Origin of the sequence: Caulobacter sp. BE254, from assembly GCF_031457295.1 — a bacterium.
Taxonomy (GTDB): domain Bacteria; phylum Pseudomonadota; class Alphaproteobacteria; order Caulobacterales; family Caulobacteraceae; genus Caulobacter.
The window spans coordinates 88792-105601 of the sequence record NZ_JAVDWJ010000005.1; the positions used below are offsets into that span (position 1 = coordinate 88792).

Sequence of the window (16810 nt, forward strand, 5' to 3'; positions counted from 1 at the left end):
AAGCGGTGCTCGGCGGCGTCCGGCGTCAGCCGGCGGCGTCGCCGTCCTTGATGATTTCCGTCATGGTCACGCCCAGGCGCTCATCGACGACGACGACCTCGCCGCGGGCCACCAGGCGGTTGTTCACATAGATGTCGATCGCCTCGCCGACCTTGCGGTCCAGTTCGAGGATGCTGCCGGCCTGCAACTGCAGCAGTTGCGCCACCGACATGTGGGCGCGGCCCAGCACGGCCGAGATGTTGACCGGCACGTCGAAGACCGGCGCCAGGTCGGACGCGATCTTGTCGCTGAGTTCGACCGGCATTTCGGAGGCCAGCATGCTGCCGCCGAATTCGTCGAGGGTGAGGTTGTCTTCGGACATGGCGGTCAGCCTTCGCTAGGCGCAAGAGGTTCGGCGTGGAGACCCTCGGCCGCGATGGCGGCTTCGAGGGCTTGGGTGACGCGGGCGGCCGCGTCGGCGGGATCGAAGGCCGCGCGGCCGTCGCCCCAGTCGAGGAGGAAGGCGGCGGGCGGCACGGCGTCGGCCCGGGCGACGATCTGGCCGGGGAAGCCAATGGCCTGGGCGGTCTGCTCCAGGGCGGCCTGGGTGCGCTCGACCAGATGCGGGGCGACGCGGACGGTCAGCTTGGGGCTGGCCTCCACCTCGCGGGCCAGGGCGACCAGGGCCGCCTGGGTCGGGGCATCGGGGAACTGGTCCAGGGCGGCGTCGGCGATGGCCCGGCCGCAGGCCAGGGCCAGCATCGCCGAGCCCTCGCGGTGCTCGTGGGCGACGGCGGCCAGGGTCGAGAAGGCGCTGTGGATCGCCTGGCCGACGGTATTGAGGGCCAGGGCGGCCTCGCGCTCGGCCTGGGCGACGGCCGACTGCTCGCCGGCGGCGTAGGCCTCGGCCTTGGCCTCTTCCAGTTCTTCCAGGGTGAAGTTCTTCTTCACTCGCGGCGGCGCGGTCATGCCGCCGTGGTCGTCGAACACGGTGTCGAAGGTGAAGCGCTTGTGGGCGATGTCGGTCATTCAGCCATCCCCCTAGTAGATCAGTTCGTCTTCGGCGCCGGCGCCGGCCAGCATGATCTCGCCCTTGGCGGCCAGGTCCTTGGCGACCTGCACCATGGCGACCTGGGCCTGGTCGACGTCCTTCAGGCGGACCGGGCCCATGCTTTCCATGTCCTCGCGCATGATCTTCGAAGCGCGCTCCGACATGTTGGAGAAGAACATCTCGCGCAGCTTGTCCGAGGCGCCCTTCAGGGCCAGGGCCAGCTGCTCCTTGCCGGTGGCGCGCAGCAGGGTCTGGACGCCGCCCGGGTCGAGCTTGCTGAGGTCCTCGAACACGAACATCAGGGCGCGGATGCGCTCGGCGGCCTCGCGGTTGCGCTCTTCCAGGGCCGCGATGAACCGAGCCTCGGTCTGGCGGTCGAAGTTGTTGAAGATCTCGGCCATCATCTCGTGGCTGTCGCGCTTGGAGGTGCGCGCCAGGTTCGACATGAATTCGGTGCGCAGGGTCTGCTCGATCTTGTCGAGGATCTCGCGCTGGACCGGCTCCATCCGCAGCATGCGGGTGACGCATTCCAGGGCGAAGTCCTCCGGCAGCGAGGCCAGCACGCGGGCGGCGTGGTCGGACTTCACCTTGGACAGCACCACGGCGACGGTCTGCGGATATTCGTTCTTCAGATAGTTGGCGAGCACCGCCTCGTTCACGTTGCCCAGCTTGTCCCACATGGTCCGACCCGCGGGACCGCGGATCTCTTCCATCAGCTGGTCGACCTTCTCCGGCGGCATGAAGGCCGACAGCAGGCGCTGGGTCTGCTCGTAGGAGCCCATGATCGCGCCGGTCGAGCTCATGCCCGAGACGAACTCGACCAGCAGCTCTTCCACGACCGAGGCCGAGACCGTGCCCAGGCCGGCCATGGCCTGGGAGACTTCCTTGATTTCCTCGTCGTCCAGGGCTTCCCAGATCGCGGTGTGCTCTTCGCCCAAGGCGAGCAGCACGATCGCGGCCTTCTCGGGACCGGCCAGCTTCTTGACGTCGTTGACGGAGCTCTTCATCGCCTACTCCGACTCGTGCAGCCAGGAGCGGAGGATCGCGACGGACTCGTCGGGGTGCTTGTCGACGAACTCCGAGACCCGCTTGATCGACGAGGCCTTCACCTGGCCTTCGATCTTGGCGATGTCGATGCGCTGGTCCATGTCGCCGGGGCCGGCGATGGCGATGGGCTCGCCCGTCTGGTCGACGACCACTTCCTGGGTCGAGCCGTCCGACAGGGTGACCATGCGGGTCACCTGCGGGCCGTTCAGCGCCAGGCCCAGCGGGGTCGGCGGCGGGCTCATCAGGCTCTTCAGGAACGGGCGGACCGCGAACAGCAGGATCAGCAGGGCCACGACCGCCAGCACGGCCAGTTCGGCGATGCGCATCAGGTCGTTCTTGTCCATGCCGTCCATCAGCCCGGCCTTGCCCAGGCCCTGGTCCTCGGGTTGCGGGAAGCGGACATTGACCACCGAGACCTGGTCGCCGCGGGCCTGGTCGAAGCCGACGGCGGTCTTCACCAGCTGCTCCAGCTGGGCCATCTCGGCGGCGGTGCGGGGGGTGTAGGCGCCCGGCTTGCCGTCCTTGCCCGGAGGGGCGGTGATGCCGTCGACGGCCACGGCGATGGCCACCTTGCGGACCGCGCCCGGCTCCTGGACCGTGGTCCTGGTGCTTTCCGAGATCTCGTAGTTGGTGACGCTCTCGTTGCTGTCCTGCTTGGAGCCCAGCGGCTGGAAGCCGTTCGGGGTCTGGCCCGGGATGTTCTGGGTCGAGGTGACGCCGCCGGTGTCGTCGTTCTTGGTCTCGCTGGAATTGTTGGCGTTGGTGCTTTCCGAGCGGATGACCTGGCCGTCCGGGTCGAACTTGCGCTCCTGGGTGGTGACGCGGTTCAGGTCGAGGTCGGCGGTGACGTTGACGCGCGCCTTGCCCGGGCCGAGCACGCCGTCGATCATGTCCTTGACCGTCTTGGCGATGCGGCCCTCGGCCTCGCTCTTGGCGTCCTGGGCCAGCTTGCCGGCCAGGCTCTCGTCGTTGCCGGCCGACAGGGTCTTGCCGTGCTGGTCGATGACGTTGACGGCGTCGGGCTTCATGCCGGCGACCGAGCCGGCCACCAGGTTCTGGACGGCGCGGACCATGTCGGCCGACGGCTCGCGGCCGGTGCTGATGGTGACGGCGGCGGTCGGCTTCTCGGCGTCTTCCTCGAACAGCTGGCGCTTGGGGATCACCAGGTGGACGCGGGCGGCGCGCACGCCGTCCCAGCCCTGGATGGTGCGCTCAAGTTCGCCCTGCAGGGCGCGCTGGCGGTTCAGCTGCTGGACGAAGTCGGTCTGGCCCAGCGCGCTGCCGGTGTCGAAGATCTCGTAGCCGACCGAGCCGGAGGTCACCAGGCCCTTGGTGAAGATCAGCTGGCGGGCGGCGTTGACCTTGTCGCGGGCGACATAGATCGTCGAGCCGTCGCTCTTGGTCTCGTACTTGATGCCGGCGGTGTCGAGCGCCTGGGTGGCGGCGGCGGATTCCTTGGGGTCGACATTGGACAGCAGCAGCTCGTTGGGCTGCTTGCTCATCATCATCATCACGGCGGCGATCACGGCGATCGCGCCCGCGGCGACGCCGATCAGGGCGGCCAGCCGGCCGACGCCGAACCTTTGAATCGCGCTGAGGAACTTATCCAACCTACGCCCTACCCCTGAACGGCGCTCCCGAAGGGAACGCCAGCCGCCGCGCGCCGGAGCACGCCGTCGCTAGGCAGGATTTACCCAGTGCAAGGTAAACGGGTCGTTTACAAAGGCCCGCTCCAAGGGGGACTCGGGGGCGCCAAAAGGTCGCGGCCGCGCCCCTGGGGGACGCGGCCGCTGAACTGTTCGACAGGGTCGCCAAGGGGCCGAAACCCCTGTGCGCCTTGGACTTTCGAGCCCGCCGACTAGCGGTACTGCTGAAGGCGCGTGGTCCGCAGACCCGCCAGGCCGTGACGGTCGATCGATTGTTGCCAGGCGAGGAACTCCTCGTTGGTCAACTTGTACCGATCGCACGCCTCGTCGAGCGAGAGGAGACCACCGCGAACGGCGGCCACCACCTCGGCCTTGCGCCGGATGACCCAACGCTGGGTTTCCGGAGGCGGCAAGTCGGAGAGAGTCAGCGGCGCGCCGGTCGGACCGATCACGTACTTCTCACCCCGGCTGTTCGTGCGCTGCTGCTGCAACATGGCTTTACGCCTTTCCCACAACCATCACTGTTGGAGAGGAATATAGGCGCCGGGAAATAACAGGCGCTTAATTCCAATAGTAAAGAAAGGCTGAAACACGATACCTTCCCCTTACTCCCGTGATGTATCAATGTGACACAGGACAATTAAGGTCAGTTAAGACCTGTAATTACCGTTTAATGCTCAGAAGCTCTTCTAGCATCTGGTCAGCGGTGGTGATGATCTTCGACGAAGCCGAATAGGCTCTCTGTGTCGTGATCAGACCGGTGAACTCCGTCGACAAGTCGACGGTCGAAGCTTCCAGCGTGGACGGAGCAATCGAGCCCGCGCCGCCGCCGCCTGGAGTCTTCAAGCTATAGGTGCCGCTTTCGTTGGTGACGCGATATGCATTTCCGTTCACCCCCTTCAAGCCGTTGGGGTTCGAGAAGGTCGCGATCGCTACCTGTGCGATCCGGCGGGTCACGCCGTTATCGAAGATCGCCGAGACATAGCCCTGGTCGTCGACTTCGATATTGGTCAGGTTGCCGAAGGCCGTGCCGTTGGTGTTGACCGACTGGACCACCGACTGGCTGTTGAACTGGGTCAGACCGCCGGCCGCGCTGGCCAGATCGACCTGCAGGGTCTGGGCGTCGATGCCCAGGCCGTCGGCCCAGCGCGGCGCCGTGCCGGTGGCCAGCGGATCGGAAGCGCCGATGCTGATCGCGGTCGGGGTGATCCCGCCGAACAGGTTGCCGACCGAGGCCAGCTTGCCGTCGGTGGTGAAGGTCACCTTGCCGCTGGCGATCTGACCGTTGGTGTTGTTGTCCAGATCGCCCGGCTTGGCGCGCAGTTCGGCGAACCATTCGTTCGGACCTGGGCCCTTCAGCAGCGACAGGGTGACCGTGCGCTGGCCGCCCTTGGAGTCCGAGACCGGGATCTGGATCTCGAAATCCGGCTTGACGCCCGTGGTGTTGTCCTCGGCGTAATCCGACATCGAGCGGGTCGTCGGGTCGTAGGCGCCGCTCGACACGGCCTGGGCCTTGGTGTCCAGACCCAGAGCCGAAAGGTTCACGGTGTGCGTGCCGTCGGTGACGGTGGTGGTGCTGGGCGGGCCCGCCGAGCCGGTGGGCAGGTAGCCGGTCAGCGCGCCAGTGGCCGGGTTGTAGGTGGCCACGCCGGTGGAGAACACCGCGCCGGCGCGGCTGATCGAAACGGCGTATTCGTCGCCGTTGCCGGTCGGGCTGTACGAGACCTTGTAGTCCACGGCCGGCGACGAGACCGGCGCTTCGACCACGGCGGTCTTGGTCACCACGGCGTTGGCCGCGGCCGAGACGGGCTGTTCCGAGCGCAGGTTGGCGTTGACGCCGACCCGGGTGGTCTTCTCGGCGGTGCCGCCCACGGTGCCGACATTGATCGACGACAGTTGGGTCAGGTCCGACGGGTCGGGCGTGATCGTGCCGGTCACCGGGTCGGCCAGCCAGCCTTGCAGATAGAGGCCGGCGTCGTTCTTCAGATAGCCCAGGTTGTCGAGCTGGAACGAGCCGGCGCGGGTAAACGAGCGGGTGTCGGTGGCGGTCAGGCCTTCCGGCTTCTCGGTGCCGACGAAGAAGCCCGAGCCGGCGATCGACAGGTCCAGGTTCGAGGTCGTGGCCTGGGTCAGGCCCTGCTGACTGACGAACTGGTGGGTCTGGGCCTTGACGCCGCCGGCGCTGTAGGTGGCGTTCTTGCTCTGGGACGTGACCAGGGTCGAGAAATTGGCCGAGCTGCGCTTGTAGCCGACCGTGTTGACGTTGGCGATGTTGTCCGAAATCGCGGCCAGGGCCGACGAGTTGGAGATCAGGCCGGAGACCCCGGCGAGCATGGCGCTGTTGATGCTCATGACTGCGATCCTGCGATGAAGTTCAAAAACGGATGGGTTTGAAGGCTCAGCGCGGTTTGCGTTTGGGTCTCTAGATCCGGCGAGGCGCCGGGGGAGACCGCGACGGCGTCGTTCTGACGCCCGTTCATCTAGTGCGTGACGGCCGTTACGTGGTCGTCGTGGTGGGGTTGGTGACGCCGATCACGGAGTCGAGCGGCACCTTGGTTTCGCCGATCCAGACCATGTTGACGCCGCTTTCGTTGGTGACCTTGGTGACGACGCCGTCGATGCGTCCCTTCGCCGTGGTCGGAATCTTCGTGCCCGCCGCGTCGGTGGCGGTCACCTTGATGGTGTATTCGCCGCCGTCGGGCTGCTTGGTGCCGTCGGCGCTCTTGCCGTCCCACTTGAAGGTGTGGTCGCCGCTCGACATGTCGTCGGGCAGGACGGTGGCGATCACCTTGTCGAACTTGTCCAGGACCTCGATCTTCACACCCGTGCCCGCGCGGCTCTGGGTGTAGCTCCAGGTCGCCTCGCCGCTCTTGAGCACCGACTTGTCGGTCTCGGCGGTGACCTGCTTGCCCATCAGGTTGACGCCCTCGCTGATGCCGCCGCTGGTGTTCATGCCCACCAGGGCCGTCAGCAGGTCGTTGGTGACCAGTTGCTGTTCGACCCCGGTCATCTGGGTGATCTGGCTGGTCATCTGGGTCGTGTCGGTGGGGGCCAGGGGATCCTGGTTCTTCAGCTGGGTGGTCAGCAGCTTCAGGAACGTCTGCTCGTTGTTGGCGAGCGAGTTCCGCGAGTTGTTGATCTTGTCGGTGGTGGCGTTGCCGGTGGCGGTGGTGGCCGTGACCATGGCGGGCTCTCCTAGATTCTGACGTCGACGCCGCTGCTGTCGGCGACACGCAGGCCGGGCAGCAGGGCGGACGGGGACAGGGTTGGGATTTCCTCGCCCAGCGCCGATCGGAAGGCGCGGCCGTGGAAAGCCTGACGGCCGTTCTCGCCGTCCTGGAAGTTGAAGAAGGCGTTCTGGCCCTGGCCACCCTGGTTCTGGCTCGAGCTGTCGAAGCTCAGGGCGTTGTCGGCGACGTTGAAGCCGGCGGCCGCCAGGGCCTGGCGCAGCTCGCCGGACTTGCCGCGCAGGTCGGCGGCGGCGGCCGGATTGTCGAAGTTCAGGGCGGCGGTCAGCTTGCCGTCCTTGGCGATCTCGATGCGTACGTCGACGCGGCCCAGGCCTTCGGGCTGCAGCACGACGTCGAAGCGGCTGGTCTTGCCGACCACCGCCTTGCTGGCGATCTCGGTCGTCAGGTGGTTGACGGTTTCCGGACCGGCCTTGGGCGGCAGCTGGGCGGCGACGATGGGGGCCGGCGCCGCTGCCGTGCCCGGCGCGACGAAGGCCGGGGCGGCGGCTGGAGCGTCGGCGGCGGCCGTGACCGGCGCGGCGTCCTTCAGCGGCGAGCCCTGGGCTTTGGCGTGGTCCTGGGCGCCGTCACCCATCGCGCCTTCCCCGGTGGTCGCGGCGTGGGCCGCGGCGGCGACCGGGCCATGGCCGGGTTCGGCGACAGCGTCGGCGACGGCGGCCGCGACGGCGCTCGCCGTGGTGGAGGGGGTCGTCTTCGGCTCGGCGGCCTTGACCACCTTGCCGGTGACGGAGGCGACTTCCGGCGCGGCGGCCTGGGCGGCGGCGGCGGCCTGGACGGGCGCGGGTTCGGCGGGGTCGGCGGCCGGGGCGGCGATCGCGGCGACGGCGGCCTCGGCGGTCGGGATGGCGGGCGTCGTGGTCGGCGCGGGCGTGGCGGCGTCGGCCTTGGCGGTCGGCGCCGTCGAAGATGTCTTGGACTTGGCCGCCGCGGCGGCCGCGGCGAGCTCGGCGGCCGTCGCGGTCGGCGGCGCTGTCAGGGCCGGGGCGGTTTCGGCGGCGTCGGTCGCCAAAGCCTCAGCGGGCAGGGCCAGCGCCTGGACTTGCGCATCCTTGGCGACAGGAGGCACCGCGGTAGTTTCGGTCGTGACGGCCTGGGCGGAAGCCGCGGCGGCGTCCGTCGCCGGCTTGGGCGACTCGACGGCCGGCGCCTGCATGGCGGCGATCAGGGCGGCCGCGGCCAGGGCGGCGGCGTCGGCTTGGCCGGCGGTCGCATCGGCGACCGGCCCGTCGACGGCGACGGCGGCCTGGTCCTTGCTGTCGGTCTTGTCGTCCGTCTTGCCTTGGGCCGGCTTGGCGTCCGAAGCCTTGTCGGTCGCCCGGCCGTCGGCGAGCTTGATCGGAGTCTTGGGATCGGCGGCCTTGTCTGCGGCGTCCGCGACCTTGTCGGCCTTGGCGTCGGCGGCGCGGTCGGCGGCCTTGGTGTCGGACGTCTTCTTGTCCTGGGCCCGGTCGGCCGCCTTGTCCAAGGCCTTGCCGGCGTCGCGAGCGTCTCGCGTGGAGGCTTTGTCGTCCGAGGCGCCGGCGCTTCCGGCCTGGGCCAGCAGCGCGCCGAAGCCTTCGGCCGCGTCCTTGTCATAGCCGCTGGCGAGAGCCGGGGCCGAAGGCAGGACGGAAGCGGGGGCGGCGATCGCGGTCATGCGTCGATGAGGTCCACGGAGGATGGCGGCCCGAAGAGGAGACGCCTTGATCCGGACTTCCCTGAGCAACCGCCGGGCCAACTCGAAATCTAGAATTAAGTCGTTGTTTCAGTTGATATTAATCTTGCATTCACACCTTCGGATAGGCCGACCACGGCGCTTTTTGCCGGGCTGAACCGAGCGGAAAGGGCCAGGCTTGCCGCGTCGTCGCGCCCCACCCGCGGTTGGCGCCGTCCTTGCGCATGGCTTTGCGTCGCTCGCTCGACGTCAGGAACGAATTGCCATGACTTTCAATGGCTTGCACATCGCCGAAGGGGTCACCCCCCACAACGCCCGGCAGTTTTCGCCGGGCAAGGTCGCGTTGCGCCGTTCGTGGTTTGCCGAGCAGGCCGGAGAATAGACCATGTCGTTGAACACCATCTTGAACGTGGCGACCTCGGGGATGATGGCGGCCCAGACGGGCCTGCGCGTCGTTTCCGACAACATCGCCAACATCAATACCGCCGGCTATGTCCGCAAGACGATCGCCCAGTCCAACCTGGTGTCGAACGGCATGGGCGTGGGCGTCAACATCGACGCCATCAAGCGGGCCACCGACAAGTTCATGGCCGCCGCCAGCCTGAACGGCGCCTCCGACGCCGGCCGCGCCAGCGCGGTCGCCACCGCGATGGACAACGCCCAGAAGCTGTTCGGCGACCCCAGCGCCAAGACCAACTTCTTCGCGACCCTGGACGACGTCTACGCCGCCTTCTCCATGGCCGCGGACGATCCGTCCTCGACCCTGCTGCGCAGCAGCGCCATCACCAAGGTCGAGGACTTCCTCGGCGAGAGCAAGCGCATCACCTCGTCGCTGTCGAGCCAGATCAAGGACACCGACAACCGCATCGGCGCCGACGTCGATCGCGTCAACGACCTGCTCAAGCAGATCGACGCCCTGAACGTCGACATCACCCGCGCCAAGATGGCGGGCGCCGACGGCACCGGCTCGGAGAACGTCCAGAGCGGACTGATCAACGAGCTGTCGACCTACATGAACATCCAGGTCAGCGACCGCTCCAACGGCGGCGTCATGGTGCGCTCGGCCGAGGGCGTGACCCTGGCCGGCAACGGCCCCGCCACCGTCACCTACAACCAGTCGGGCCCGGCCAGCGGCTATCTCACCGTCGTCACCGCCAACAGCGGCGGCCAGGTCATGCCGCTGGCCGTCACCAACGGCGAGATCCAGGGCCTGCTGGAGCTGCGCAACAAGGAGTTGCCCAACCTTTCCGACCAGCTGGGCGAATTCGTCAGCCGCGCCGCCGAAGAGCTGAACCGCGCCTCCAACGCCGCCAGCTCGGTCCCCGCGCCAAGCAGCCTGACCGGCAAGGACACGGGCCTGGACGCCAACACCGCCTTCGCCAACTTCACCGGCAAGACGACGATCGCCATCACCAACGCCGCCGGCGCCATCGTCCAGCGCGTCGACGTCGATTTCGGCGCCGGAACCATGACCGTCAACGGCGCGGCCGGCCCGACCTTCACCAACACCAATTTCCTGACCCAGCTGAACACCGCCCTGGGCGGCACGGCCACGGCGGCCTTCACCAACGGCCAGTTGAGCCTGAACACCACGACCTCGACCAATGGCGTCGCCATCGTCGACGACGCCACCACGCCCTCGACCAAGGCCGGCAAGGGCTTTTCCCAGTTCTTCGGGCTCAACGACATCATCCGCTCGGACGGCTACTCGCCCTACGAGACCGGCATGGTCGCCAGCGATCCCAGCGGCTTCACGCCCGGCCAGACCATCACCCTGCGCCTGACCGACAGCGAAGGCAGCCGCATCCGCGACATCCAGGTGGCCATCCCGACCGGGACCGGCACGATGCAGGAAACCCTCGACGCCCTGAACTCGCGCAATTCCGGCATCGGCCTCTATGGCTCTTTCTCGCTAGGCTCGAAGGGCGAGCTGACCTTCACCTCCAACACCGCCACCCCGGTCAGCCTGTCGGTGGTCGAGGACACCACCCAGCGCGGCGTCGGCGGTCCGTCGCTGAGCCAGCTGTTCGGCGTCGGCATGAGCGAGCGCAGCACGCGCGGCGGCCTGTTCAAGGTGGATCCGGCCATGGACGCCGATCCCTCCAAGCTGCCGTTCGCCAAGCTGAACCTGACCGTGGCGGCCGGCGTCCCCGCCCTGGCGACCGGCGACGGCCGCGGCGCGCTGGCCCTGGCCAAGGCCGGCGATGTCGCCGCCGCCTTCGCCACCGCCGGCGACACCGCCGGCTCCAGCAAGACCGTGCTGAACTATGGCGCCGACTTCAGCGGCTCGATCGCCCGCAAGGCCGCCGCCGCCACCAGCCGCAAGGAAGCGGCCGACTCCGTCAAGACCGAGGTCGACGCCCAGCGCCAGTCGCAGGAAGGCGTCAACCTCGACGAGGAACTGGTCAACCTGACCACCTACCAGCAGGCGTTCAACGCCTCCGCCCGCCTGATCCAGGCGACGAAGGACATGTTCGATGTCCTCACCAATATCGTTTGAGGTTAAGCCATGACCCGCGTCTCCACCTCCGGCAATTTCGGCGTGATGACCAGCAACCTGATGCGCGCCCAGGTGCTGCAGAACGTCGCTGGCGAACAGGTCTCCAGCCAGAAGAACGCCACCGACCTGAAGGGCTACGCCAAGAACGCCGAGGTCCTGACGGCGATGAAGAGCGCCCAGGCCAAGGTGGCCGGCTTCCTGGACCAGACGACCCTGGTCTCCAACCGCCTGGACGTCCAGGACATCGGCATCGGCCAGGTCGCGGACGCCACCCAGGACGCCCGCGACGCCATCGCCAACGCCATCGCGGCCGGCAGCGCCGAGACCCTGATGCAGCAGATGAACGGCGCGTTCGGCGACGTGGTCCAGGGCCTCAACAGCAAGTTCAACGGCCGCTACGTGTTCGCCGGGGCCAAGTCTGACACCCAGCCGACCACCGCCACCAACATGACCGACCTGACCGCCGGCCCGCCGATCGCCACCCTGTTCAAGAACGACCAGTACATCACCAGCAACCGCGTCGACGACACCACCTCGGTCGCCACCGGCCAACTGGCCGACAAGCTGGGCACGGGCGTCTACGGCGCCTTCAAGCAGGTCCAGGCCTATGTCGACGCCAACGGCCCGTTCACCGGCAAGCTTACCCAGGCCCAGAGCGACTTCCTCAAGGGCCTGCTGCCCGTGTTCGACGGGGTCAAGACGGGGCTGGTCACCGCCCAGGCCCAGAACGGCCTGAACCAGAAGCGCTTCGACACCGCCAAGACCGAGCTTTCCGACCAGGCAGACACCCTGAGCACCATGGTCGGCGGCATCACCGACGTCGACATGGCCGAGGCGGTCACTCGGCTGGAGTCCGCCAAGCTGGCGGTCCAGGCCTCGGCCCAGGTGTTCGCCAGCCTGCAGAACTCGTCGCTGCTGAACGTGCTGAGGTAGGTTCGCGCGGAGGGACGCCCTGCGTCCTTCGAGGCTCGGCTACGCCTCGCACCTCAGGATGAGGACGTCAGTACAGAGTTCCTCATCCTGAGGCGCCCGCGCAGCGGGCCTCGAAGGACGCAGGGCCGCGCCGCGACACCCAAACCTCGCAAAACCGGCCTCGAACAGCTATATGCGCGCGATGGACGCCACCCTCGCCCCTGCCGCCGCCGCCCTCGCCCCGTCTTCCCTGGAGAAGGCCGTCGAGCAAGCGCGCCTGGCCGTGGGCCTGCCGGTCGGGACGCGGATCGTGGCGGCGATGTCCGGGGGCGTGGACTCCACCGTCACCGCCGCCCTGCTGGCCAAGGCCGGCTACGACGTGGTGGGCGTCACCCTGCAGCTCTACGACCATGGCGCGGCGGTCTCGCGCAAGGGCGCCTGCTGCGCGGGCCAGGACATCCTGGACGCCCGCATGGCGGCCGAGCGGATCGGCATCCCGCACTACGTGCTCGACTACGAAAGCCGCTTCAAGGAACAGGTGATCGAGGACTTCGCCGACGCCTATCTGCGCGGCGAGACCCCGATCCCCTGCGTACGCTGCAACCAGACCGTCAAGTTCCGCGACCTGCTGGACGTCGCCCGCGACCTCGGCGCCGAGGCCATGGCCACCGGCCACTATGTGCAAAGGGCGTTTGCCGGCGGCGGCAACCGACCGCAGCTGCGCCGCGCCGCCGACCCGGCCAAGGACCAGAGCTATTTCCTGTTCGCCACCACGGCCGAGCAGCTGGACTTCCTGCGCTTCCCCCTGGGCGGCATGGACAAGCCGACCGTGCGCCAGGTGGCCGCCGAGCTGGGGCTGGCCATCGCCGACAAGCCCGACAGCCAGGACATCTGCTTCGTGCCCGAGGGCAAGTACACCACGGTGATCGACCGCATCCGGCCGCAGGGCGCTTTGCCCGGCGACATGGTGCACCTGGACGGTCGCGTGCTGGGCCGCCACGAGGGCGTCACCCGCTACACCATCGGCCAGCGCCGCGGCCTCAATGTCGCCGTCGGCGACCCGCTGTTCGTGGTCCGGATCGACGCCGACAAGCGACAGGTGATCGTCGGCCCGCGCGAGGCCCTGCTGACCCGGGCCCTGTCGCTGAAGGAAGGCAACTGGCTGGGCGCTGAGGACAGCCTGGAAGCCGCCGCCGCCGCCGGCGCGCCGGTGCTGGCCCGCGTGCGCTCGACCCGCGAGCCCGTCCCGGGTCGGCTGGCCCTGGCGGACGGCGAACCGCGCCTGGTGTTCGACGGGCTGGAAGAGGGCGTCGCCCCCGGCCAGGCCTGCGTGCTGTACGATCCCGCCGATCCCGAACGCGTGCTGGGCGGCGGCTTCATCGCCGCGACCGAGCGCGCCGCGCTATAGGGGCCGACTCAGGCCGACGGTCTCTCGACACGCCAGATCCAAGATTTTTTGCCGGCTCGCACCGATGCACGCCAGGCGCGCATCGGTGCGCTTCAGCATCCTGGAGGCGGTATATTGGGCCATTATTTGACAGCGCCGATAAAAACTGACGTTCTCTCAGGGCCGTGCAGCAAAATAATCGTCGTTCGGAACCAGAAATCTCTCCCTGAGCGAGTGACATGCGAAACTTTTGTGGCATGCATACGTATCTACTGTATGCCCGCGCCAAGTTTTTGACGCGACTGTAGAATTTGGAGTTCAGGGACCATGTCTACCGCCGCCTACACTTACAAGCACCGCCAAGAACGCCATGTCTCGCTGACCCGGCTGAGCGTGATCCTGGCCAATCTTGGTCTGTGGGCCAGCCTGATTGTCGGCCTGGCGATGATCGCGCGCTGATCTCGTCGCCGATCTAATCTATGTCCTGTTCCTCGCGGAACAGGCCCTGGACCGCATAGAGGGCAGCGACCCTCAGATCGACGAACACCGACCACCGGGCGATATAGTCCAGCTCGGCGCTCCAGGACGGTTCGCCCTCCTCGCCGCGCGGCCAGATCATGCCCGGCCGCGCCTCCAGGCGCCGCGCATAGTCCGGCCGTCCCTGGCGCAGATAGGCGTCCTGCCCGGGCGACTGCGGCCGGGGACCGATCAGCGACATGTCGCCGTCCATGACATTCACGGCCGATGGCAGGTCGGCCAGTCCCGCTCGCCAGAGCACCTGGTCGAACAGGCTTCCGCCGTCGGCCGGCCGGTACAGGCGCCAGCGCCCGAACGTGCGGCCATGCAGCCCGACCGTCTTCTCGCGCACGAAAATCGGACCCCGCCGGGCGAAGCGGATCCCGATGATCATCACCAAGCCGATCGGAAGAAAGAACAGCAGCACCAGGAGCGCGCCCAGCACGTCCAGGATCCGCTTGCTTATGCTTCTGGCGGGGCCGACCACGCCTATACGCCCCGTCGCTTCGACCAACGCCAACCCCACTGCACCCTGGGCGCCCCGCCCTGAGCGCGATGCGCTCGACGGCTCAAAACGCCGAGCTTGCGTCGGGGTTCCGACACATTTGTCAAAAGCTGTGGATCAAACGATCTCGTCGAAGCCCAGGCCGATCTTGAACAGGCAATGGCCGGTCTCGTCGACCAGTCGGGCGACGTCGGGATTGGTGTCGGCCCGCGCGCGGACTCGCGTGAAGCGCCAGTCTTCCGGATCGGCGCCGGCCGGAAATACCGCCCCGTCCGCCGTCACCAGCCGATAGGCCGGCTTGGCGCGATGGACGTGGAAGCGGAAGCTCACTCGGCGGCGATCTTGGCCGAGGCCTCCAGGGCCTGGCCGACCGTCAGCGCCTGATCCTCGTGCACCACCCGGCCCAGGTCGCGGCCGTCGACGATCTGGCCGCAGGCCTCGCAGGCCAGCTTGGGATGGAAGTCGCAGCCGCAGGTCTTGTGGACGAAGTGCACCGGCCCCTTGCCCAGGCCGTAGACGTGCTGGTCGCCCCACTCGGCCATGGTCAGCAGCACCGGCGACAGGGCCCGGCCCTTGGACGTCAGCACATATTCCTGGCGCGGCGGGCGTTCCGAATAGCGGCGCGGCTCCAGCACGCCGTTGGCCACCAGGCTCTTGAGCCGGGCGGCCAGCACGTTGCGGGCCACGCCCAGGCGTTCCTGCCACTGCTCGAACCGCTTCACGCCCTGGAAGGCGTCGCGCAGGATCAGCAGGGTCCACGGATCGCCGACGACCTCAAGGGTGGCGGCGATGGCGCAGCGTTCATTGGTGTAGTCGGCGGTCCGGCCCATCACACGAAGGTGAAGCCTTACGCCGGGGAATGCAAGGGTTGCTTTTGCAGACCCACGGAGGTAAGTTTTTTATAGCAATTGACTCTCTCGGTTGCGCACTGCGCGGCGACGGCGGGAATGTCCGCATTCCTCCGTCGCCCGCTCTTTGCGGAACACCCTTGCGCCCACCACGCCGAAGAGGGTTTATTTCGCCGCGAAATTCCCAGAACGCAAAACGGGTGGAGCTCCAGCATGTCCGAGGCCTTCAAGTCTTCTGGCGACCCCATCGTCATCGTCTCGTTCGCCCGCACGCCGATGGGCGGCTTCCAGGGCGCGCTGGCCGGCGCCAAGGCCACCGAGCTGGGGGCGACGGCGGTGAAGGCTGCGATCGAGCGGGCCGGCGTCTCGGGCGATCAGGTCGAGCAGATCTTCATGGGCTGCGTCCTGCCCGCGGGCCTGGGCCAGGCCCCCGCCCGCCAGGCGGCGATCGGGGCCGGCCTGCCCAAGTCGGTCGAGGCGACGACGGTCAACAAGATGTGCGGCAGCGGCATGCAGGCGGCGATCATGGCCCACGACGCCCTGGCGGCCGGCAGCGCCGAGATCATCGTGGCCGGCGGCATGGAGAGCATGACCAACGCGCCCTATCTGCTGACCAAGCACCGCGCCGGCGCCCGCATCGGCCACGACCAGATGTGGGACTCCATGTACCTGGACGGCCTGGAGGACGCCTACACCCCCGGCAAGCTGATGGGCGCCTTCGCCGAGGACAGCGCGGCGACCTACCAGTTCGGCCGCGACGCCATGGACGCCTACGCCATCGCCGGCCTGGCCAAGGCCCAGAAAGCCGTGACCTCGGGGGCCTTCGCCGCCGAGATCGCGCCGGTGACCGTCACCACCCGCAAGGGCGTCGAGACGATCGCCCAGGACGAGCAGCCGCTGAAGGCCGACGCCGCCAAGATCCCCACCCTGCGCCCGGCCTTCGCCCGCGACGGCGGCATCACCGCGGCCAATTCCAGCTCGATCAGCGACGGCGCCGCCGCCCTGGTCATGACTCGCCAGAGCGTCGCCCAGCGCCTGGGCCTGCCGATCGTCGCCCGCGTCGCCGCCCACGCCGCCCACGCCCACGAGCCGGGCCTGTTCACCACCGCGCCGGTTCCGGCCATGCGCAAGGCGCTGAAGAAGGCCGGTTGGGCGGTCGCCGACGTCGACCTGTTCGAGGTCAACGAGGCCTTCGCCGTGGTCGCCATGATCGCCCAGCAGGAACTGGGCTTCGACCCCGACAGGCTGAACGTCAACGGCGGCGCCTGCGCCCTGGGCCACCCGATCGGCGCCAGCGGCGCGCGCATCCTCTGCACCCTGATCGCCGCCCTGCAGGCCCGCGGCGGCAAGAAGGGCCTGGCCTCCCTGTGCATCGGCGGCGGCGAGGCGACGGCGATGGCGGTGGAGCTGGTCTAGGGGCCATTCCCCCACCGTTGTCATCCCGGAAAGCGCGCAGCGCTTGTCCGGGACCCAGGAGAACCGCACCGCCCTTGCCCAGCCCCCTGGGTCCCGGA

The 16810-nt window shown here is 68.2% G+C and carries 16 protein-coding genes and 1 pseudogene; 6 read left to right on the forward strand and 11 right to left on the reverse strand.

The window, feature by feature from the left end; translation table 11 throughout:
* Positions 1-25 precede the first annotated feature (25 nt).
* The 8 genes from fliN to J2X41_RS11195 all read right to left on the reverse strand — a co-directional run bounded on the left by fliN (position 26) and on the right by J2X41_RS11195 (position 8610).
* On the reverse strand, positions 26-361 hold the full coding sequence (gene fliN / locus J2X41_RS11160; RefSeq protein ID WP_028039304.1) for a flagellar motor switch protein FliN: 336 nt from the start codon (positions 359-361) through the stop codon (positions 26-28).
* A gap of 5 nt (positions 362-366) precedes the next feature.
* Positions 367-1008, reverse strand: coding sequence for a flagellar assembly protein FliH (locus J2X41_RS11165; RefSeq protein WP_310081874.1), 642 nt, complete (start codon positions 1006-1008; stop codon positions 367-369).
* A 12-nt stretch (positions 1009-1020) separates the two neighbouring features.
* Positions 1021-2037 (reverse strand): flagellar motor switch protein FliG, encoded by a 1017-nt coding sequence (fliG, locus tag J2X41_RS11170; RefSeq protein WP_056761298.1) that lies wholly within the window; start codon positions 2035-2037, stop codon positions 1021-1023.
* A gap of 3 nt (positions 2038-2040) precedes the next feature.
* Positions 2041-3687, reverse strand: coding sequence for a flagellar basal-body MS-ring/collar protein FliF (gene fliF, locus J2X41_RS11175; protein ID WP_310081875.1), 1647 nt, complete (start codon positions 3685-3687; stop codon positions 2041-2043).
* 248 nt (positions 3688-3935) lie between these two features.
* Positions 3936-4217: a CtrA inhibitor SciP gene (sciP, locus tag J2X41_RS11180; protein WP_007675208.1), complete on the reverse strand. Its 282-nt coding sequence runs from the start codon at positions 4215-4217 to the stop codon at positions 3936-3938.
* Between the two features lie 169 nt (positions 4218-4386).
* Positions 4387-6075: a flagellar hook protein FlgE gene (gene flgE / locus J2X41_RS11185; protein ID WP_310081876.1), complete on the reverse strand. Its 1689-nt coding sequence runs from the start codon at positions 6073-6075 to the stop codon at positions 4387-4389.
* 145 nt (positions 6076-6220) lie between these two features.
* Entirely contained in the window at positions 6221-6907 is a 687-nt protein-coding gene (locus J2X41_RS11190) for a flagellar hook assembly protein FlgD (RefSeq protein ID WP_310081878.1), read from the reverse strand.
* 11 nt (positions 6908-6918) lie between these two features.
* Positions 6919-8610: a flagellar hook-length control protein FliK gene (locus J2X41_RS11195; protein WP_310081879.1), complete on the reverse strand. Its 1692-nt coding sequence runs from the start codon at positions 8608-8610 to the stop codon at positions 6919-6921.
* Positions 8611-9013: 403 nt separating this feature from the next.
* Between J2X41_RS11195 and flgK the strand changes: the two genes are divergently transcribed.
* From flgK to J2X41_RS11220, 5 genes and pseudogenes are all read left to right on the forward strand, one after another.
* Positions 9014-11128 carry a flagellar hook-associated protein FlgK gene (gene flgK, locus J2X41_RS11200; protein ID WP_310081880.1) on the forward strand — a complete coding sequence of 705 codons (2115 nt, stop codon included), beginning with the start codon at positions 9014-9016 and terminating at the stop codon, positions 11126-11128.
* Positions 11129-11137: 9 nt separating this feature from the next.
* Positions 11138-12061: a flagellin gene (locus J2X41_RS11205; protein ID WP_310081882.1), complete on the forward strand. Its 924-nt coding sequence runs from the start codon at positions 11138-11140 to the stop codon at positions 12059-12061.
* A 15-nt stretch (positions 12062-12076) separates the two neighbouring features.
* Positions 12077-12186, forward strand: a pseudogene (locus J2X41_RS11210) (hypothetical protein); the annotation flags it as partial.
* 56 nt (positions 12187-12242) lie between these two features.
* A complete protein-coding gene (mnmA, locus tag J2X41_RS11215; protein ID WP_310082172.1) occupies positions 12243-13448 on the forward strand; it encodes a tRNA 2-thiouridine(34) synthase MnmA in 1206 nt (401 codons plus the stop codon).
* Positions 13449-13754: 306 nt separating this feature from the next.
* On the forward strand, positions 13755-13886 hold the full coding sequence (locus J2X41_RS11220; RefSeq protein ID WP_310081884.1) for a hypothetical protein: 132 nt from the start codon (positions 13755-13757) through the stop codon (positions 13884-13886).
* A 13-nt stretch (positions 13887-13899) separates the two neighbouring features.
* On the opposite strand, the gene J2X41_RS11225 is transcribed toward J2X41_RS11220, so the two are convergent.
* From J2X41_RS11225 to J2X41_RS11235, 3 genes are all read right to left on the reverse strand, one after another.
* Positions 13900-14469, reverse strand: a complete 570-nt coding sequence (locus tag J2X41_RS11225; protein ID WP_310081886.1) for a sugar transferase — start codon at positions 14467-14469, stop codon at positions 13900-13902.
* Positions 14470-14565: 96 nt separating this feature from the next.
* The gene (locus J2X41_RS11230) at positions 14566-14778 is read right to left on the reverse strand and encodes a hypothetical protein (protein ID WP_310081887.1); all 213 of its coding nucleotides are present in this window, start codon (positions 14776-14778) and stop codon (positions 14566-14568) included.
* Complete coding sequence (locus tag J2X41_RS11235; RefSeq protein WP_310081888.1) at positions 14775-15278, reverse strand: helix-turn-helix domain-containing protein; 504 nt, start codon at positions 15276-15278, stop codon at positions 14775-14777. The genes J2X41_RS11230 and J2X41_RS11235 overlap by 4 nt, the downstream gene beginning before the upstream one ends.
* 231 nt (positions 15279-15509) lie before the next feature.
* Between J2X41_RS11235 and J2X41_RS11240 the strand changes: the two genes are divergently transcribed.
* Complete coding sequence (locus tag J2X41_RS11240; protein WP_310081889.1) at positions 15510-16712, forward strand: acetyl-CoA C-acyltransferase; 1203 nt, start codon at positions 15510-15512, stop codon at positions 16710-16712.
* Positions 16713-16810: the final 98 nt, after the last annotated feature.